This is a genomic window from Halorubrum sp. ARQ200 (genome assembly GCF_005435115.1).
Taxonomy (GTDB): Archaea; Halobacteriota; Halobacteria; order Halobacteriales; family Haloferacaceae; genus Halorubrum; species Halorubrum tropicale.
Map to the genome: position 1 here is coordinate 206,877 of NZ_SGTZ01000004.1, position 15,509 is coordinate 222,385.

The following is a 15,509-nucleotide window of genomic DNA, read 5'->3' on the forward strand; positions in this document are numbered from 1 at the left end:
CGGCGGCGACACCCGCCCCGCGGGCGGCGCGCCGATCGGAAACACTCTAATACGTCGTGAACGGAAATGGTGGATATGGACCCACTGCAGTTCCTCGTACCCCTCGGCTGGCTGTCGGCCGTCGGGCCGGCGCTGCCGTACGCGATATTCGTGATGACAGTCGCGAACCTTGCGACCCGGCACCTCGCGCACAGGCGGCACGTCGAACAGGGTCAGGACGCCGACAGCGTGGAGGCGTACACGCCCCACGTCTTCACGAACGTCGGGCTCGTCCTCCTGACGTTCCTGTACATCCTCACCGCGCCCGTTCGGGGGACGATCCTGATCGTGCTCGTGCTCGCGATGTTCATCGCCGACCTCTTCGAGCTGGAGGCCCGGAACGTCGAGGCCCGCAACGACATGGAGATCGAGGCGCCGAAGAGCTCGATCGCCGCCTCGCTCGTCGTGCTGATCTGGTCGTCGTACTACGCGCTGTTCTTCCTCGTCGAGGGGATCTGGAACCAGTTCGTCGTCGCCTGACGGGCGCGCTCCGGATTGAGCGAATTTGCGCTCGGCGCGTGACGTTCTCGCTCCCCTTTTCCACCGCTCCGACGCTCCCCATATCTCCCCCCTCGCCCGATTCTTTCGTCACGCTCCATCTACCCCTCTCCACTCTCCCTTCTCCTCACAGCGATTTATATGCGTTCGTCCAGATATTTGGGGTAGTGGAAGAAAACGCCAGTACGCGTCGCGGCGCACTGAGATCAATCGCCACGCTGGTAACTAGCGGAACGATCCTCGCGACCGCCGGGTGTCTTGACGGCGGGTCCGGTCCCAGTCTTGACGGTGAGATGGTTGTCGAGGGGCCGATGGTGAGCGTTTCCGCGTCAACCGATCTTTCTGCCACTGATACTGGATACGAACTGGCGATCACCGTCAGCAACAACTCAGAGAGGACCGCTGACACGGATGCCGAGGTCATCTGGGAGGTCAGCAATGACGAGAACGCGGTCGTGACACAAACCGAAACAAAAACCGTTGATCCTGGCGGTGAGACCACGCTTGTCGTAACTGCTGAAGACCCGAACGATTCGGTCACCGCCTATTCGGCGACTGTTCTTGCTGTACCGGCCTAACGGCCGCGTAGTCTCTCTCGGTAGTTGTTCCCGGTCTCCGAGCACATCGTCTACATTTCCGTCAGTTCTTAATTAACACTTCCAGACAAACCAAGTTGCTGTTAGTTAGGACCGAGAAGGCGGCGGGTTTCCGGCGTCCTGCTCGATCGCCCTGTCCCGACGTTTCCTTCGTCAAAACGTCCAGTCGCCGGTGAGCTTCATCCCGGTCGCCTTGCCCTCCGCTTCGAGCGCCGCCGCGATCTCGTCGGTGTCCCGACGCGGGATCGACGCGCTCGCCTCGGCGAGGTCGACGACCAGTTCGGTCAGCAGGATCGCCTGCTCCCGGAGGTTCCGCGACTCCAGCTTGTCGAGCGTGTCCGCGTGGGTGTGGCCCCAGCCGCGGCCGCGGCCCTCGGTCTCGCCCGAGATCATGTACCCCGGGATCCCCCGTTTCACGAACGGCCAGTGGTCGCTGTGGGGGACCAGCTCTCCGCCCGTCGACACCGGGTGATCGAAGCGGTCGCTCACGCGCTCGGCGGCGGCCGCCAGCGCGTCGAAGTCGTGGTGGTCGACGCGGAGCGTCCGCCCGAACACGTTGCTGTCGACGTTGACGACGGCGCGGACCGCCTCTCGGTCCGCCGCCTCGGCGGCCACCGACGAGCCGACGAGCCCGACCTCCTCTGCGCCGAACGCGGCGAACCGCACCCGCACGCCGAGTTCGTCCTCGCGTGCCGCCAGCGCCCGCGCGACCTCGACTATCGTCGCCGTGCCCGCGCCGTTGTCCATGGCGCCCTCCGCGAGGTCGTGCGCGTCGACGTGCGAGGAGACGATCAGGTGCTCGTCGGTGTCGGGGCCGAGCTCGGCGACGGCGTTCCCGCTCGTCGCGGTCGGGGTCCCGCAGTCGACCGCGACGGTGAGCTCGTCGCCCTCGTTCCGGCGCGCGAGGCGGGCGCCGGTCTCCTTCGAGACGCCGACCGCCGGGACCGCCCCGATCGGCGCGTCCGCGGTCCCGACGCTGCCGGTCGGCGGGAGCGTCCCTTCGACGTGGTTGGCGAAGACGAAGGCGGCGGCGCCCGCGTCGACCGCGCGGTAGTACTTCTCGCGGCGGTGAATGAAGCGGTCGACGGAGTCGGGGGTGTCCGACGACGCCATGACGACTTTCCCCTCCAGGTCGGCCTCGAAGTCCTCGGGGACGCCGTGGCCGAGGTCGACGAACTCGCCGGTCGCCTCGCCGCTCGGACTCCGGGGCAGCGCGATACAGGCGTTCGGGCCGACCGCGACCGGGTCGCCGCTCGCGGCGTCCCGGACCGCGCTGTCGCCGCGCTCCCAGCCCTGGATCTCGAACTCCTCGACCGCGGCGTTTCGTGCGCCGGCGTCGGCGAACGCGTCGCGGGTCAGCTCGAGCGCCTCGCGCTCGCCCGGGGACCCGGCCATCCGGTCGCCGACGTCGACGAGGTCGGTGAGGTGGTTCCAGCCCGCGTCGCTCGTGAACGTCTCGCCGATCCAGTCGGTCATGGGTAGCGGTGTCGCGGGCGCCGCTCAAGCGTTTCGGTGGCGGCGGGGGCGGCCGGGACCGGATTCGACGGGGTCGCCGTCGGCTCAGACGGGGAGCGCCGGGAGGAGCACCGCCGCGGCCTCCGCGGCCTCGAACGTCGACCCGTACAGGTGATTCAACAGGAGGTATGTGACGACCCCGAGCACGAGCGAGAGGATCCACGCGCTCGCGGCGATGCGGCCGACCCGGCGGTGCGGCGTCTCCGTGCGGAGCTCCTGCTCCGTGTGCGTGAGCCCGAGCACGATGGCGTACAGGACGACGGGTACGGAGATCACCGAGAGGACGATGTGGACCGCGAGCATGACCAGGTACGCCGGGTACACCCAGTCCCAGAGGGGTACCCACGCGTACGACGACTCCAGGACGAACTCCTTGGTGCCGCCGCCGGCGACCTTCGGGAGGTACATGCCGAGGAACACGAGGATGAGGACGAACGAGGTCGTCATCGCCGCGGCGTGTTTCTTCACCTCGTCGTTGCGGATCCAGTACCACCCGAGCGAGAGGCTGATCACGGCCATCGTGTTGACGACGGCGATGGCGTGCGCGAGGAGGTCGACGGTGCCCTTCGTGAGCGTCGGGAACAGCGCCTGGAACTCGGGGACGAGGAAGACGCCGCCGACCGCGCCGTAGCCGACGAGCGTGAGGAGTACGGTGATCGCGCGGGCCCGGTCTTTGGCCCGGTCGCGGACGCTGGCGGTGGCCATACGACCGGTTGTCGCGGCACGGTTATTTCGCTTTCGAGGTCGGGCGCCGCAGCCGGGGGCGGTCCCGACGACGATCCGGGGTCACCGGTCGATGACGCCCGTCGCGGTCGCCACCTCGACGGCGGCCTCCTCGTTGATCCCGCCCTGGAGGATGGTGTAGCGGTCGCGGATCTCGTGGGCGCTCGTCAGGGCGGCGATCAGTTCGGCGTCGTCGATCCCCAGCTCGTCGGCGGTCGTCGGGGCGTCGAGCTCGGCGAGCGCGTCGCGGATCGCCGCCCACCGCCCGTTCTCGCCGCTGTGGAGGTACTCCGTCATGATCGAGGCGACGCCGACCTGGTGGCCGTGGAGCGCCTTGCCGGGCGCGATGCGGTCGAGTTGGTGGGAGATGAGGTGCTCCGCGCCGGAGGCGGGCCGCGAGGAGCCCGCGATGGACATCGCGACGCCGGACGAGACGAGCGCCTTCACGACCACCCACGCCGACTCCTCTAACCCCGGGCGGATCATGTCGGCGTTCTCGACGAGCAGCTCCGCGGTCATCTCCGAGAGCGCCCCCGCGTACTCGCTGTACTCGACGTTGCGGAGGCGGCGGGCGAGCCGCCAGTCCTTCACGGCGGTGTAGTTGGAGATGATGTCGGCACAGCCCGCGGTCGTGAGCCGCCAGGGCGCCTCCGCGAGCAGCGTCGTGTCCGCGACGACGGCGAGCGGCGGGTCGGCGGCGACCGAGTGGCGCGTGTCGCCCTCGGGGATCGATGAGCGTCCGGAGACGATGCCGTCGTGGGAGGCGACGGTCGGGACGGAGACGAAGCCGACGTCGAGGTGGTCGGCGGCCATCTTCGCGATGTCGATCGGCTTCCCGCCGCCGAGTGCGATCAGGTAGCCGGGGTCGACCGCCTCGGCGGTCGCCTTCAGCTCCTCGACCGCGTCGAAGGAGGCGTCCTCGACGACGGCGGTCGCGGGGTCGTCGAACTGTGCCCGGACGCGGTCGCCGGCGATCTCGTTCGGCGTCGGGCTCGTCACGATCAGCGGCCGCCCCGTCAGGTAGAGCTCGCCGACCGCCTCGCCGAGGTCGTCGATGACGTCGTGTCCCACGAGGACGTTCCGCGGGAGCTTGATCCACGTCGTCTTCTCGAACATATCGGGCGGTCGCGCCGACGGGTCAAAGCCGTTGTCCATGCGCGTCGCGGGCCGCGCGGACGCGGCCGGGCGGCGGGCGCGAGCGGTCGGGGGCGGTCGCCCGCTACGCGCCGAGGGCGGCCAGCGTCGTCGCCGCGTCGTAGAGGAAGTACACGCCGAACCCGGCGAGCACGACCGCGGACAGCACCGCGACGATCGGCGCGAACGTCTCGATCCGGCGCTCGGCGGCGACGAGCCCGGTCGGGAAGCCGACGATCCAGGTCAGCACGCCGAGGAAGAACCCGCCGATGAGCGCCGGCGAGCCGGTCGCGACCACGAGCGTCCCCGCCAGGTCGCTCCCGACCACGGGGAGCCGCGCGAGCACGTCGAGCTCGCCCGGCCGGAGCAGCCCGACGCCGATCGTCAGCCAGAACAGCACCTGGTACGGGTTCGTCAGGGCGAGCACCAGCGCCTTGCGGAACCCCTTCCCCTCCGCGACCATCGGCTCCTCGCCGGCGGTCGGCCGGAACGACTCCCGGGCCCCCCGGGCGGCGCCGGCGGCGAAGTACAGCATCAGCACGCCGCCGACCGCGACCATCAGGCCCTGTAACAGCGGGAGCGACTCGACGACCGCGACGACGCCGACGTACGCGAGGACGAAGAAGATCGCGTCGGCGGTCGCCGCGCCGAGCCCGGCCCGGAAGCCGGCGAGGCGGCCGCGGAGGACTGACTCCTCGGCGATCACCGCGTTCATCGGTCCGGGCGGCGCCGCGAGCGCCAGGCCGAAGACGACGCCCGCACCGAGCGTGACGAGGGTACTCACGTCGCTCGAAACGGCCGATTTCGTGAAAAAGCCCGCGAAGAAGGGGCGGACAGCAGCGGACGGCACCGGCCGTCACGCCCGGGATCGGGACATCGACGGACGGATCCGAACGTCGGTGCGCACCGCGGACGACAAACCCCGGCCGGCGGCGACCCCGCGCCTACGCGTCCTGGAGTTCGGCGTCGCGGAGCGCCTCGTTGAGGTCCTCGCGGACCCGCTCGCCGGTCTCGCGGTCCATCGCCGTGGTGACGATCCGGTTCTCCTGGACGCTGGAGCCGTCGCGCAAGAGCAGCCGGACGTTGCCGTTCGTCCCCGCGCGCGTCGCCTTCGCGCGGAGGCCGGTCCGCGACCCCGTCCCGCCGGCGTCGATGGGGCCGGGAACGATCTTCTTGACGTGCGGGTGCTCCGCGACGGTCTGGACGGCCTTCCGCCCCTTGCGGCCGCCGATGAGCGTCGAGTGCGAGCCGCCGATCTTCTCCCGCGGCGGCGTCTCGACCACCGCCAGCGACCGGTCGCCCCGGCGGTCGAGCACCCAGCGGACGACCGGGCTCACGTCCGGCTCGCGGTCGTCGTCCGAGGGGTCGCCCGCGGCTCCGGCGTCGTCGCTCGCGCCGCCGTCCGGCACGCGGTAGAACTCGTGGTGGAGCTGCGCGCGGGTCTCGCGGAGCGGCTCGCGCTCCCCGGCTGCGTAGACGGTCTCGGGGCGCTTCCGACGGATCTCGTCGGCGACGCGGCCCGCGAAGTTCCGCAGTTGGACCTCGCTCAGCCGCTCCCGGTCCTCCGGCCGTGTGGTGACGGTCGTCTCGCCCACGACGTCGTCCTCGTCGAGCAGCGTCAGGCGCGCCCGGTCGGGCTCGAACTCGGCGACGACGGCGTCGGCGTTGGCGGTGTTACAGGTCAGACAGTAGTCCCCGGGCTTCTCCAACGGGGTCCCGCACCGCCGGCAGTTCATACCGATCGGACGGTCGTGTGCGGTAAAAGGCCGTCCGTTCGCCGTGCGACCGGCCCGTCGGGCCTCGATCCGGAATCGCCGCCCGGTCCGGAGCAACAGGTTATAACTCTCGCCGGTCTCCCTCCTGGGTATGGACGGAGACCGACGCCCTCGGGGCGGTGACGGCCCCGAGCGGGACGCCGGGGAGCCGGAGACCGTCGAGGACCGGCTGGCGCGGCTGGTCCGCGACGGGCGGTTCAACGCGCTCGCGGCGTGGACGATGATCGCGGTCCTGACGGGGGTGCTCGTCGAGAGCGCGCTCGACTACGACCTCCTCTCGGCGGTCATCGTCGTCGGCCTCGGGGCGGTCGTCCTCGCGCCGACGGTCGCGGCGCGGGACTGGCGGGCGATGCTCCCCGCGGAGCTGGTCGGCCTCGCGCTGCTGCCGGTCCTCGTGCGCGCGGTGTTCGGCGGCGAGTTGGGGACGTTCGCCACCTACGTCGCCATCGCGGCGCTGGCGCTCGTGGTCACCGTGGACCTCCACATGTTCACGTCGCTGCGGGTGACCCACTGGTTCGCGGTCGTCTTCGTCGTGATGGCGACGCTGGCGACGGCGGCGGTGTGGACGGTACTGCGCTGGAACCTCGACCAGCGCGGCGGGACGGCGTACCTCACGACGAACGACGCGCTGATGATCGAGTGGCTGTACGTCACGCTGGCGGGGCTCGCGGCGGGGCTCCTCTTCGACGGCTACTTCCGCGGACGCGGGCGCCGCCTCCGCCGCGCCATCCGGCGGGTGGTGCGGCGATGAGGCTGCTCCCGCGCCCCTCCATCCGGTCGCAGCGGCGCCTCACCGGCGCGATGCAGGTCCTCCTGATCGCCATCGTGGCTTACGGCTTCCTCGCCGGCGAGCAGAAGGCGATAAGCAACGGGATCATCGCCTTCCTCGTCACGCTAGTCCCGGCGGCGCTGGAACGCCGGTACGACCTCCCCTTGGACCCGTGGCTCGCCCTGTGGATCACGATGGCGGTGTTCCTCCACACCGTCGGGTCCGCTGGGTTCTACGCCCGGGTCGAGTGGTGGGACCACATGACCCACGCGCTGTCGGCCTCGCTGGTCGCCGCGGTCGGGTACACGACGCTCCGGGCGGTCGACCTCCACAGCGACGGCATCCGCATCCCGCCGCGGTTCGCGTTCGTCTTCATCGTCGTCGTCGTGCTCGCGTTCGGCGTGCTCTGGGAGCTGTTCGAGTTCGGGCTCGACATCGTCGCGACGGAGACGGGCATCGACATGCCGCTCGCGCAGCACGGGCTCGAAGACACGGTCAAAGACCTCACCTACAACACCATCGGCGCGGTGCTGGTGGGCCTGTTCGGACAGGCGCACCTCACCGGGGTCGCCGAGTTAGTCCGGGACCGGGTCCTCGGGAGCGCGGCCGAGTAACGCCGACCCGACGCCGGGCCGGCCGCGGCGGTCAGTTCAGGCAGGCGGCAACGACCCGCAGCGCGGCCTCGCCGCGCACCTCGTTCGCGAGCAGGGGCACGCGCTTCACCTCGCGGCCGCGGAACAGGTCGGTGGCCTCGCGGAGCGCGTTCTGCTGGACCTCCCAGCGGCGCGCGCAGAACTCGCAGGTCTCCGGGTTCGGCTCGACCACCCAGTCGGGGTCGACGCCGGCGCCGCTCCCCCCGGTCACGTCGTCGACGCCCTCCATCACCCGGTTAACGACGAGCGTGTCCACCGGAATCTCGAACTCGTCGAGGCGCGCGACCAGCCGCTCGGACTCGACGACGCTCATCTCCTCGGGGATCATCACGACGCGGAAGTCGGTCTTCGCCGGGTCGCGGAGGACGGCCCGCAGGCGCTCGATGCGCTCGCGGAGCTCGTCGAGGTCGGCCGACGGGTCGGGCTCGTCGTCGCTCCCGCCGAACATTCCTTTGAGTCCGTCCATCATCCCGGAGAAGCGCTGGCGGAGCTTCATCACGCGCCCCAGCATCGAGTCCATGATCTCGGGCAGTTGGAGCAGCCGGAGCGTGTGGCCGGTCGGGGCGGTGTCGACGACGACGCGGTCGAAGCGCGGGTCGTCGAGGTACTCCAGCAGCTGGCGCATCGCCGCGGCCTCGTCGGCGCCCGGCATCGTCCCGCCGAGGAGGCCGCCGAGCCCCTCGTCCTCGCCGACTTCGTCGCCCATGTCGCCGCCGGGGCCCATCCCGCCCATCGCGTCGCCCATCTCGCCGAGCCCGCCGAGCGGGTCGGCGTCGGCGCCGAACATCCCCTCCTCCATCGCGGCGTCGGGGTCGATCTCGGCGGCGTACAGCGGCAGGTCCTCACGGATGCGCGCGGGTTCGGCCGGTATCTCCGTCTCGTAGGTGTCCGACAGCGAGTGCGCGGGGTCGGTGGAGACGACGAGCGTCCGGACGCCGCCCGCGGCCGAGGCGAGCCCCGTCGCGGCCGCCATCGTCGTCTTCCCCACGCCGCCTTTCCCGCCGTACAGCACGTAGTCGGGCGCGTCGACGCCCGCCGGGAGGTCGGCGAGGTCGTCGTCGACGGTCAGCGCCTCGTCCGCGTCCGCCGGTTCGACGGCGGCCTCGTCGGGCTCCTCGCCTTCGGGCTCGTCGACCCGGTCGACGGGTTCGACGTCGATGTCGTCCATACCGACGTGTCGTTCCGGCGGATACCTGTACCCGTCGGTCCCGATACGTTTTCGATGTCGTTCCTACTGCGAAGGGTCTCGAAGTTCTCGCAGATCATTTATAAATAGCCGATCACGAAGTGGCGGTGACTGCCTCCGAAGCCACAGTCGTCTATTTATAAACGGCCGCGTGTGGGTCGGCGGTGAACTCCTCCAAAGCCCCAGCCGCGCGGCTCCCTCCGCTCCGCTTCGGTCGCCGCGTCCCTCGCGCGTGCGACTCGCACCCTGACGGGCGCTCGTCGGCACGCGCCACCGCCGTTTATTATAAATGGGTTATTCGACCGCGCCGTCGCACTCGACGTCCGTCCCGAGGTCGGCCATCGCGTCGAAGAAGCCGGGGAAGGAGACGTCGACGTGTTCGGCGCCGCGGACCGTCGTCGTCCCCTCGGCCGCGAGCGCGGCGACGGACAGCGCCATGACGATCCGGTGGTCGCCGCGGCCGTCGACCGCCGCGCCCCGGAGGTCGCTCTCGGAGCCGTGGACGGTGAGCACGTCCGGTTCCTCGGTCGTCTCCGCGCCCATCTTTTCGAGCTCCTCGGCCATCGCCGAGACGCGGTCCGTCTCCTTGTAGCGGACGTGCTCGCAGTTCTCGATCCGGGTGTCGCCGTCCGCGACCGCGCCGAGCGCGGCGATCGTCGGGAGGAGGTCGGGCGTGTCGCCCACGTCGACGGCGACGCCGGCGAGGTCGGCGCGCTCGACCGCGATCTCGCCGGCCTCGCGGTCCCAGTCGACCGGCGCCCCCATCTCTTCGACGATGTCGACGATCGCGGCGTCGCCCTGCGCGCTCGGTCGCGCGCCCTCGATCCGGACCGCCCCGCCGGGGTCGGCCGCGACCGCGCCCGCGCCGAGCAGGTACGAGATCGACGAGAAGTCGCCGGGCACCGCGTACGTCCCGCCGCTCGGCGCATACGTCTGGCCGCCGGGGACCGAGAAGCCGGCCGCGCCCGCGGCGCCGTCGAGCGGGTCGCCGCCGGCGTCGACGGGGGTCGCCTCGACGCCGAAGTCGCCGAGCAGTTCGAGCGTGATGTCGACGTACGGCGCCGACTTGAGCTCGGTCGTGAGCTCGACCTCAATCCCCTCGTCGGTGACCGCGCCGGCCATCAGCAGCGCGGTGACGTACTGCGAGGAGACGTCGCCGGGGATCGCGACCTCGCCGCCCGCGAGCGGGCCGGCGACCACGAGCGGGGCCTGCCCGTTCGACCGGGTCGACTCCGCGCGGACGCCGAGGTCGCCGAGCGCGTCGAGGAGCGGTCCCTGGGGCCGCGAGCGCAGCGACCCGTCGCCGGTGAGAACGGTCGTGCCCTCGGCGAGGGCGGCCGCGGCGGTGACGAGCCGCATCGTCGTCCCCGAGTTCGCGCAGTCGATCACGTCGTCCGGGACGGCGGGGCGGCCGCCGAACCCCTCGACGGCGAGCGCGTCGGCGTCGGTGAGGTCCGGCTCGACCTCGGCCCCGCCGTCGGCCCCCGCGGGCTCGACCGCCCCGCCGAACGCGGTGACCGCGCGGGCGGTGGCCCGCGTGTCGGCGGATATCAGCGGCGACTCGACGGTCGCGCCGTCGCTGTACCCCGCGGCGAGGAGCGCGCGGTGCGTGTAGCTCTTCGACGGCGGCGCGCGGGCGGTCCCCCGGAGGGTCGAGCGCGTGATGTGGACGTCCATACCCACTCTGCCGCCCCCGGCGACAAGTCGGTACCGGCCGCGGCACGATTGCGGCCGCGCCGTCGGCGGCGGGCGACCCGCCGCGGACACTCGCCGCGACGCCGCGGCACACCCTTTATACCACCGGGAGCGTTAGCGTCGCGTATGCCCCAGTGTGAGATGTGCGGCGCCGAGGAGGCCTCGCTGACGACGACGAAGGTCGAAGGCGCCGAACTGGAGCTCTGTAGCTCGTGTACGGACTTCGGCACCGAGGTCCGCGACGAGTCGACGAGCTCCGGCGGCGGCAAGTACTCCACCAGCTCCAGCACCGGGAAGTCGTCCTCGTCGTCCGGCTCCTCCGGCTCCGGTGGCTCCCCGGGGAGCTCGACCCGCCGCCGCGACATGTTCGACGACATGGACGAGATCGCTACCGATTACGACGAGCGGATCCGCGAGGCGCGGGAGTCGCGCGGGCTGAGCCAGGAGGAGCTGGCCGACCAGCTCAACGAGAAGGCGAGCCTCATCCGCAAGCTGGAGCGCGGCGACACGCTCCCGACCGACGAGGTCCAGCGGAAGCTCGAACGCGCGCTCGACATCTCGCTGGTCGAGGGCCAGTCGGCCGACGACGCCGACTGGGAGACCGACGACGCGGGCACGATGACGCTCGGCGATGTCGTCAAGCGGAAGGACTGACCGACCCGCTCGCCCCGACCGACCTTTTCGTCCCCCGTCGACCGCGCGCTCAGACGCGTCGCCGGAGCCCGATCAGCGCGACCGCGAGCAGCCCGAACGCGACGAGCGACAGGTTCGGGACCGCGAGGCCGAGCAGCGGGCTCCGCCACTGAACGGTCGCACAGGGGCCACCGACCGCACACTGCGTCATCGTCGCCTGGAGGTACGAGTGGTACGCGGCGAGCGGGAGGCCGACGGCCACGAGCGGCAGCGCGGTCCGCCAGACCGCCGGGCGACGCTCGACGGTCGCGACCCCGAGGACCGCGACGAGCGGGTACATGAGGATCCGCTGATACCAGCACAGGTTGCAGGCGCGAGCCCGAGTCCGAGGCTGAACCAGAGGCTCCCCGCGGTCGCGACCGCCGTGACGACTGTCGCGGCCGACAGCCACGCGGTCGCCGGGGACGGGCGGGCGGTCACACCGTCGCGCCGCCGTCGTCCGTCTGCTCCGAGCCGCCGTACCGCTCCGTGAGGTAGTCGATGATGTACTCGACGGTCTCGGGGTCGTAGCTCCAGAAGCCGAAGAACTCGCCCGGCGCGCGCTCCTCCGCGAGCAGCGCGCACTTCGCCTCGTCGTAGCCGCCCCCGTCGTAGGCGACGAACCACGTCTCGCGGATCTCGGCGGCCTCGCCGACGTGGACGGTGTAGTGTTCCACGTCGGGTGCCTCGCCCTCGTCGGCCGCGTACGCGTGGACGTCGAGCCGCTCCTTCTCGCCGAGCAGGGCGTACGTGTCCGCCTCGCCGGTGAGCACGTCAAGCGTCTGGAACCCCGCGTGGAGCTCGCCGTCGCCCACCCGCCAGGCGCGGTCCTCGATCTCCCTGGACGCGGCGACCATGTCGTCGCGGGAGTAGGAGGTGAACATCGTCTCGTCGAGGTGGTCCAACACCGGCCGCCCGACGCGGTCACCCGTGCCGCCTCGTTCCCCCGATCCGCCGCTTCCCGTCTCGGACTCGGCGGCCTCCACGCCGGTGCCCGCCGTCTCCCCCTCGTCCGGCCGCGACAGCAGCTCGTCGACGGTCACGGCCGTGACGAACTCCCCGTCCCGCGCCAGGACGGCGAACTCCTCCGGGCCCGAGGCGGTCTGGTCGTCGACGATCCGGACGTTGCGGTCGGCGAAGTGCTCCCGGAGTTCGTCGGTCACCGCCGGATCGGCGTTGAACACGGTCAGCGTGGCCTCGTGCGCCTCCACGCCCGCGATGAGCTCGATGAGGGACATCCCTTGTCCGACCCACAACAGCGGGGTATAAGGACGTTTCTGCTCCCGGGACCGCGACCGTCCCCGGAAACCGGGATTCGAGGGGGACCGGCGAACCGGGCCGCCGCCGGGCGCGGTGCGGCGCGAAGCACGAACCTATTTGCGCCGCGCTCCCCCAGCGTGGGTATGTTCATCCTGGTGAACCTCAAGGCGTACCCGTGCGATCCGATCGAGGTAGCGACCGCGGCCCGCGACGTCGCCGAGGCGTCCGGCGCGCGAATCGCCGTCTCGCCGCAGGCCGCGGACGTCGCCCGCGTCGCCGAGACCGGCGTCGAGACGTGGGCGCAGCACGTCTCGCCGACCGGGCACGGCTCGCACACGGGCTCGACGCTCGCCGAGGCCGTCGCCGACAACGGCGCCGAGGGGACGCTGATCAACCACTCCGAGAACCGGCTGAAGCTCGCGGACGTCGACGGCTCCGTGCGGGCGGCCGAGCGGGCCGACCTGGAGACGATCGTCTGCGCGAACAACCCCGCGCAGGTCGGCGCTGCGGCCGCGCTCGGCCCCGACGCGGTCGCGGTCGAGCCCCCGGCGCTCATCGGCGGCGACGTCTCCGTCGCCACCGCCGACCCGGGGATCGTCGAGGACGCGGTCGCGGCCGCCGAGGCGGTCGACCCCGCGGTCGACGTGTTCTGCGGCGCCGGCGTCTCGACCGGCGAGGACGTGTCGACCGCCGGCGACCTCGGCGCGGCCGGCGTCCTGCTGGCCTCCGGCGTCGCGAAGGCCGACGACCCAGAGGCCGTGCTCGAAGACCTCGTGAGCGGGATCTGAGCCGCTGCGGGGCTAGACCCCGCGATCTCAGCGGTCCGGTCGCGGCGGGCGACCCTCCCCCTCTGTCCCGGAGCCGCTGCGTTTGCGGATCTGTATAAATACATCGATGTGAGCGACTCACACGATCGAGAAATCGCACGACGGCAGCGGGTTCGTTTCCGCGGCCGTATGGCAGCATCTAGTAACCTTTAACCGAAACAAGCCGCTAGCTATGACCAAGATGGCGAGCAACAAGATTCTCGGTATCGACCTCGGTACCACCAACTCCGCGTTCGCGGTGATGGAGGGCGACGAGCCCGAGATCATCGCCAACGCGGAAGGCGACCGGACCACCCCGTCGGTCGTCGCCTTCGCCGACGACGGCGAGCGCCTCGTCGGCAAGCCGGCGAAGAACCAGGCCGTCCAGAACCCCGACCGCACGATCCAGTCGATCAAGCGGCACATGGGCGACGACGACTACACCGTCGAGATCGGCGACGACGACTACACGCCGGAGCAGGTCTCGGCGATGATCCTCCAGAAGATCAAACGCGACGCCGAGGAGTACCTCGGCGACGACGTCGAGAAGGCGGTCATCACCGTCCCCGCCTACTTCAACGACAAGCAGCGCCAGGCGACGAAGGACGCCGGCGAGATCGCCGGCTTCGAGGTCGAACGCATCGTCAACGAGCCGACCGCGGCCTCCATGGCGTACGGCCTCGACGACGAGTCCGACCAGACCGTCCTCGTGTACGACCTCGGGGGCGGCACGTTCGACGTGTCGGTCCTCGACCTCGGCGGCGGCGTCTACGAGGTCGTCGCCACGAACGGCGACAACGACCTCGGCGGCGACGACTGGGACGAGGCGCTCATCGACCACCTCGCCGACGAGTTCCAGAACGACCACGGGATCGACCTCCGCGACGACCGGCAGGCGCTCCAGCGGCTGAAAGACGCCGCCGAGGAGGCGAAGATCGAGCTGTCGAACAAGAAGGAGACCACGGTCAACCTCCCGTTCATCACCGCGACCGACAGCGGCCCGGTCCACCTCGAACAGTCCGTCACCCGCGCGACCTTCGAGAACCTCACCTCGGACCTCATCGAGCGCACCGTCGAGCCGACCGAGCAGGCGCTCGCCGACGCCGACTACTCGAAGTCCGACATCGACGAGGTCATCCTCGTCGGCGGCTCCACGCGGATGCCGCAGGTCCAAGAGCAGGTCGAGGAGCTCGTCGGTCAGGAGCCGAAGAAGAACGTCAACCCCGACGAGGCGGTCGCGCTCGGCGCGGCGGTCCAGGGCGGCGTGCTCTCCGGCGACGTCGACGACATCGTCCTGCTGGACGTCACCCCGCTCTCGCTCGGGATCGAGGTGAAGGGCGGCCTCTTCGAGCGGCTCATCGAGAAGAACACCACGATCCCCACCGAGGAGTCGAAGGTGTTCACCACGGCCGCTGACAACCAGACCTCCGTCAACGTCCGCGTCTTCCAGGGCGAACGCGAGATCGCCGAGGAGAACGAGCTGCTCGGCGCGTTCCAGCTGTCCGGCATCCCGCCGGCGCCCGCGGGCACCCCCCAGATCGAGGTCTCGTTCAACATCGACGAGAACGGGATCGTCAACGTCGAGGCCGAAGACCAGGGCTCGGGCAACGCCGAGTCGATCACCATCGAGGGCGGCGTCGGCCTCTCCGACGAGGAGATCGAGGAGATGCAAGAGGAGGCGGAGAAGCACGCCGAAGAGGACGAGGCCCGCCGCGAGCGGATCGAGGCCCGCAACGAGGCCGAGACGACGATTCAGCGCGCCGAGACCCTGCTCGAAGAGAACGAGGAGGATCTCGACGAGGGCCTCGTCGGCGACATCGAAGACGCCGTCGAGGACGTCGAGGACGTGCTCGAAGACGAGGACGCCGACACCGACGAGATAGAGTCCGCCACCGAGGCGCTCACCGAGGAGCTCCAGGAGATCGGCAAGCAGATGTACGAAGGCCAGGCCGCGCAGGCCGGTCCGGGCGGCGCGGGCGGCGCCGGTCCCGGCGGCATGGGCGGCATGGGCGGCGCCGCCGGTCCGGGCGGCGCGGCGGGCCCCGGCGGCGCCGGGCCCGACGGCGACGACGAGGAGTACGTCGACGCCGACTTCGAGGACGTGGACGACGACGACGAGGAGTAAGCCGCTCCGACCCGATTCTCGACGCCGCGACCCCGCCGTTTAAATCGACCCGTCGATCAACAC

General features: G+C 70.9%; 15 protein-coding genes and 1 pseudogene. 7 read left to right on the plus strand and 9 right to left on the minus strand.

Annotation, left to right across the window (positions count from 1 at the left end; all coding sequences use genetic code 11):
- Nucleotides 1-75 precede the first annotated feature (75 nt).
- Both EXE50_RS08090 and EXE50_RS08095 read left to right on the plus strand, forming a co-directional pair.
- A complete protein-coding gene (locus EXE50_RS08090; protein WP_053771620.1) occupies nt 76-519 on the plus strand; it encodes a hypothetical protein in 444 nt (147 codons plus the stop codon).
- Between the two features lie 185 nt (nt 520-704).
- Nucleotides 705-1,115 carry a hypothetical protein gene (locus EXE50_RS08095; RefSeq protein ID WP_053771619.1) on the plus strand — a complete coding sequence of 137 codons (411 nt, stop codon included), beginning with the start codon at nt 705-707 and terminating at the stop codon, nt 1,113-1,115.
- A 171-nt stretch (nt 1,116-1,286) separates the two neighbouring features.
- Here the strand turns inward: EXE50_RS08095 and EXE50_RS08100 are convergent, their stop codons facing one another.
- From EXE50_RS08100 to EXE50_RS08120, 5 genes are all read right to left on the minus strand, one after another.
- Nucleotides 1,287-2,609 (minus strand): M28 family peptidase, encoded by a 1,323-nt coding sequence (locus EXE50_RS08100; RefSeq protein ID WP_053771618.1) that lies wholly within the window; start codon nt 2,607-2,609, stop codon nt 1,287-1,289.
- Nucleotides 2,610-2,693: 84 nt separating this feature from the next.
- On the minus strand, nt 2,694-3,353 hold the full coding sequence (locus EXE50_RS08105) for a DUF420 domain-containing protein (RefSeq protein ID WP_137704798.1): 660 nt from the start codon (nt 3,351-3,353) through the stop codon (nt 2,694-2,696).
- 81 nt (nt 3,354-3,434) lie between these two features.
- A complete protein-coding gene (locus EXE50_RS08110; RefSeq protein ID WP_121599170.1) occupies nt 3,435-4,487 on the minus strand; it encodes an NAD(P)-dependent glycerol-1-phosphate dehydrogenase in 1,053 nt (350 codons plus the stop codon).
- Nucleotides 4,488-4,590: 103 nt separating this feature from the next.
- The gene (locus EXE50_RS08115) at nt 4,591-5,289 is read right to left on the minus strand and encodes a LysE family translocator (protein ID WP_053771615.1); all 699 of its coding nucleotides are present in this window, start codon (nt 5,287-5,289) and stop codon (nt 4,591-4,593) included.
- Nucleotides 5,290-5,449: 160 nt separating this feature from the next.
- Nucleotides 5,450-6,241: a DUF2103 domain-containing protein gene (locus EXE50_RS08120; RefSeq protein ID WP_137704799.1), complete on the minus strand. Its 792-nt coding sequence runs from the start codon at nt 6,239-6,241 to the stop codon at nt 5,450-5,452.
- A 130-nt stretch (nt 6,242-6,371) separates the two neighbouring features.
- On the opposite strand from EXE50_RS08120, the gene EXE50_RS08125 reads away from it, so the two are divergent.
- Nucleotides 6,372-7,031, plus strand: a complete 660-nt coding sequence (locus EXE50_RS08125; protein ID WP_053771613.1) for a hypothetical protein — start codon at nt 6,372-6,374, stop codon at nt 7,029-7,031.
- The gene (locus EXE50_RS08130; protein WP_121599167.1) at nt 7,028-7,663 is read left to right on the plus strand and encodes a hypothetical protein; all 636 of its coding nucleotides are present in this window, start codon (nt 7,028-7,030) and stop codon (nt 7,661-7,663) included. Before EXE50_RS08125 ends, EXE50_RS08130 begins: the two co-directional genes overlap by 4 nt.
- 31 nt (nt 7,664-7,694) lie before the next feature.
- Here the strand turns inward: EXE50_RS08130 and EXE50_RS08135 are convergent, their stop codons facing one another.
- Complete coding sequence (locus EXE50_RS08135) at nt 7,695-8,870, minus strand: TRC40/GET3/ArsA family transport-energizing ATPase (RefSeq protein WP_137704800.1); 1,176 nt, start codon at nt 8,868-8,870, stop codon at nt 7,695-7,697.
- Between the two features lie 312 nt (nt 8,871-9,182).
- Entirely contained in the window at nt 9,183-10,565 is a 1,383-nt protein-coding gene (gene aroA, locus EXE50_RS08140) for a 3-phosphoshikimate 1-carboxyvinyltransferase (protein WP_137704801.1), read from the minus strand.
- A 144-nt stretch (nt 10,566-10,709) separates the two neighbouring features.
- Here aroA and EXE50_RS08145 point away from each other — a divergent pair, with 144 nt between their 5' ends.
- The gene (locus EXE50_RS08145; protein ID WP_053771608.1) at nt 10,710-11,237 is read left to right on the plus strand and encodes a multiprotein bridging factor aMBF1; all 528 of its coding nucleotides are present in this window, start codon (nt 10,710-10,712) and stop codon (nt 11,235-11,237) included.
- A 49-nt stretch (nt 11,238-11,286) separates the two neighbouring features.
- Here the strand turns inward: EXE50_RS08145 and EXE50_RS08150 are convergent.
- A pseudogene (locus EXE50_RS08150) lies at nt 11,287-11,696 on the minus strand (disulfide bond formation protein B).
- Nucleotides 11,693-12,493, minus strand: coding sequence for a DICT sensory domain-containing protein (locus EXE50_RS08155; RefSeq protein WP_053771606.1), 801 nt, complete (start codon nt 12,491-12,493; stop codon nt 11,693-11,695). Before EXE50_RS08155 ends, EXE50_RS08150 begins: the two are co-directional and overlap by 4 nt.
- Before the next feature lie 165 nt (nt 12,494-12,658).
- Between EXE50_RS08155 and tpiA the strand changes: the two genes are divergently transcribed.
- Together tpiA and dnaK are read left to right on the plus strand one after the other, a co-directional pair.
- The gene (tpiA, locus tag EXE50_RS08160; protein WP_053771605.1) at nt 12,659-13,303 is read left to right on the plus strand and encodes a triose-phosphate isomerase; all 645 of its coding nucleotides are present in this window, start codon (nt 12,659-12,661) and stop codon (nt 13,301-13,303) included.
- Nucleotides 13,304-13,514: 211 nt separating this feature from the next.
- Nucleotides 13,515-15,446 (plus strand): molecular chaperone DnaK, encoded by a 1,932-nt coding sequence (gene dnaK, locus EXE50_RS08165; RefSeq protein ID WP_121599161.1) that lies wholly within the window; start codon nt 13,515-13,517, stop codon nt 15,444-15,446.
- Nucleotides 15,447-15,509 lie beyond the last annotated feature (63 nt).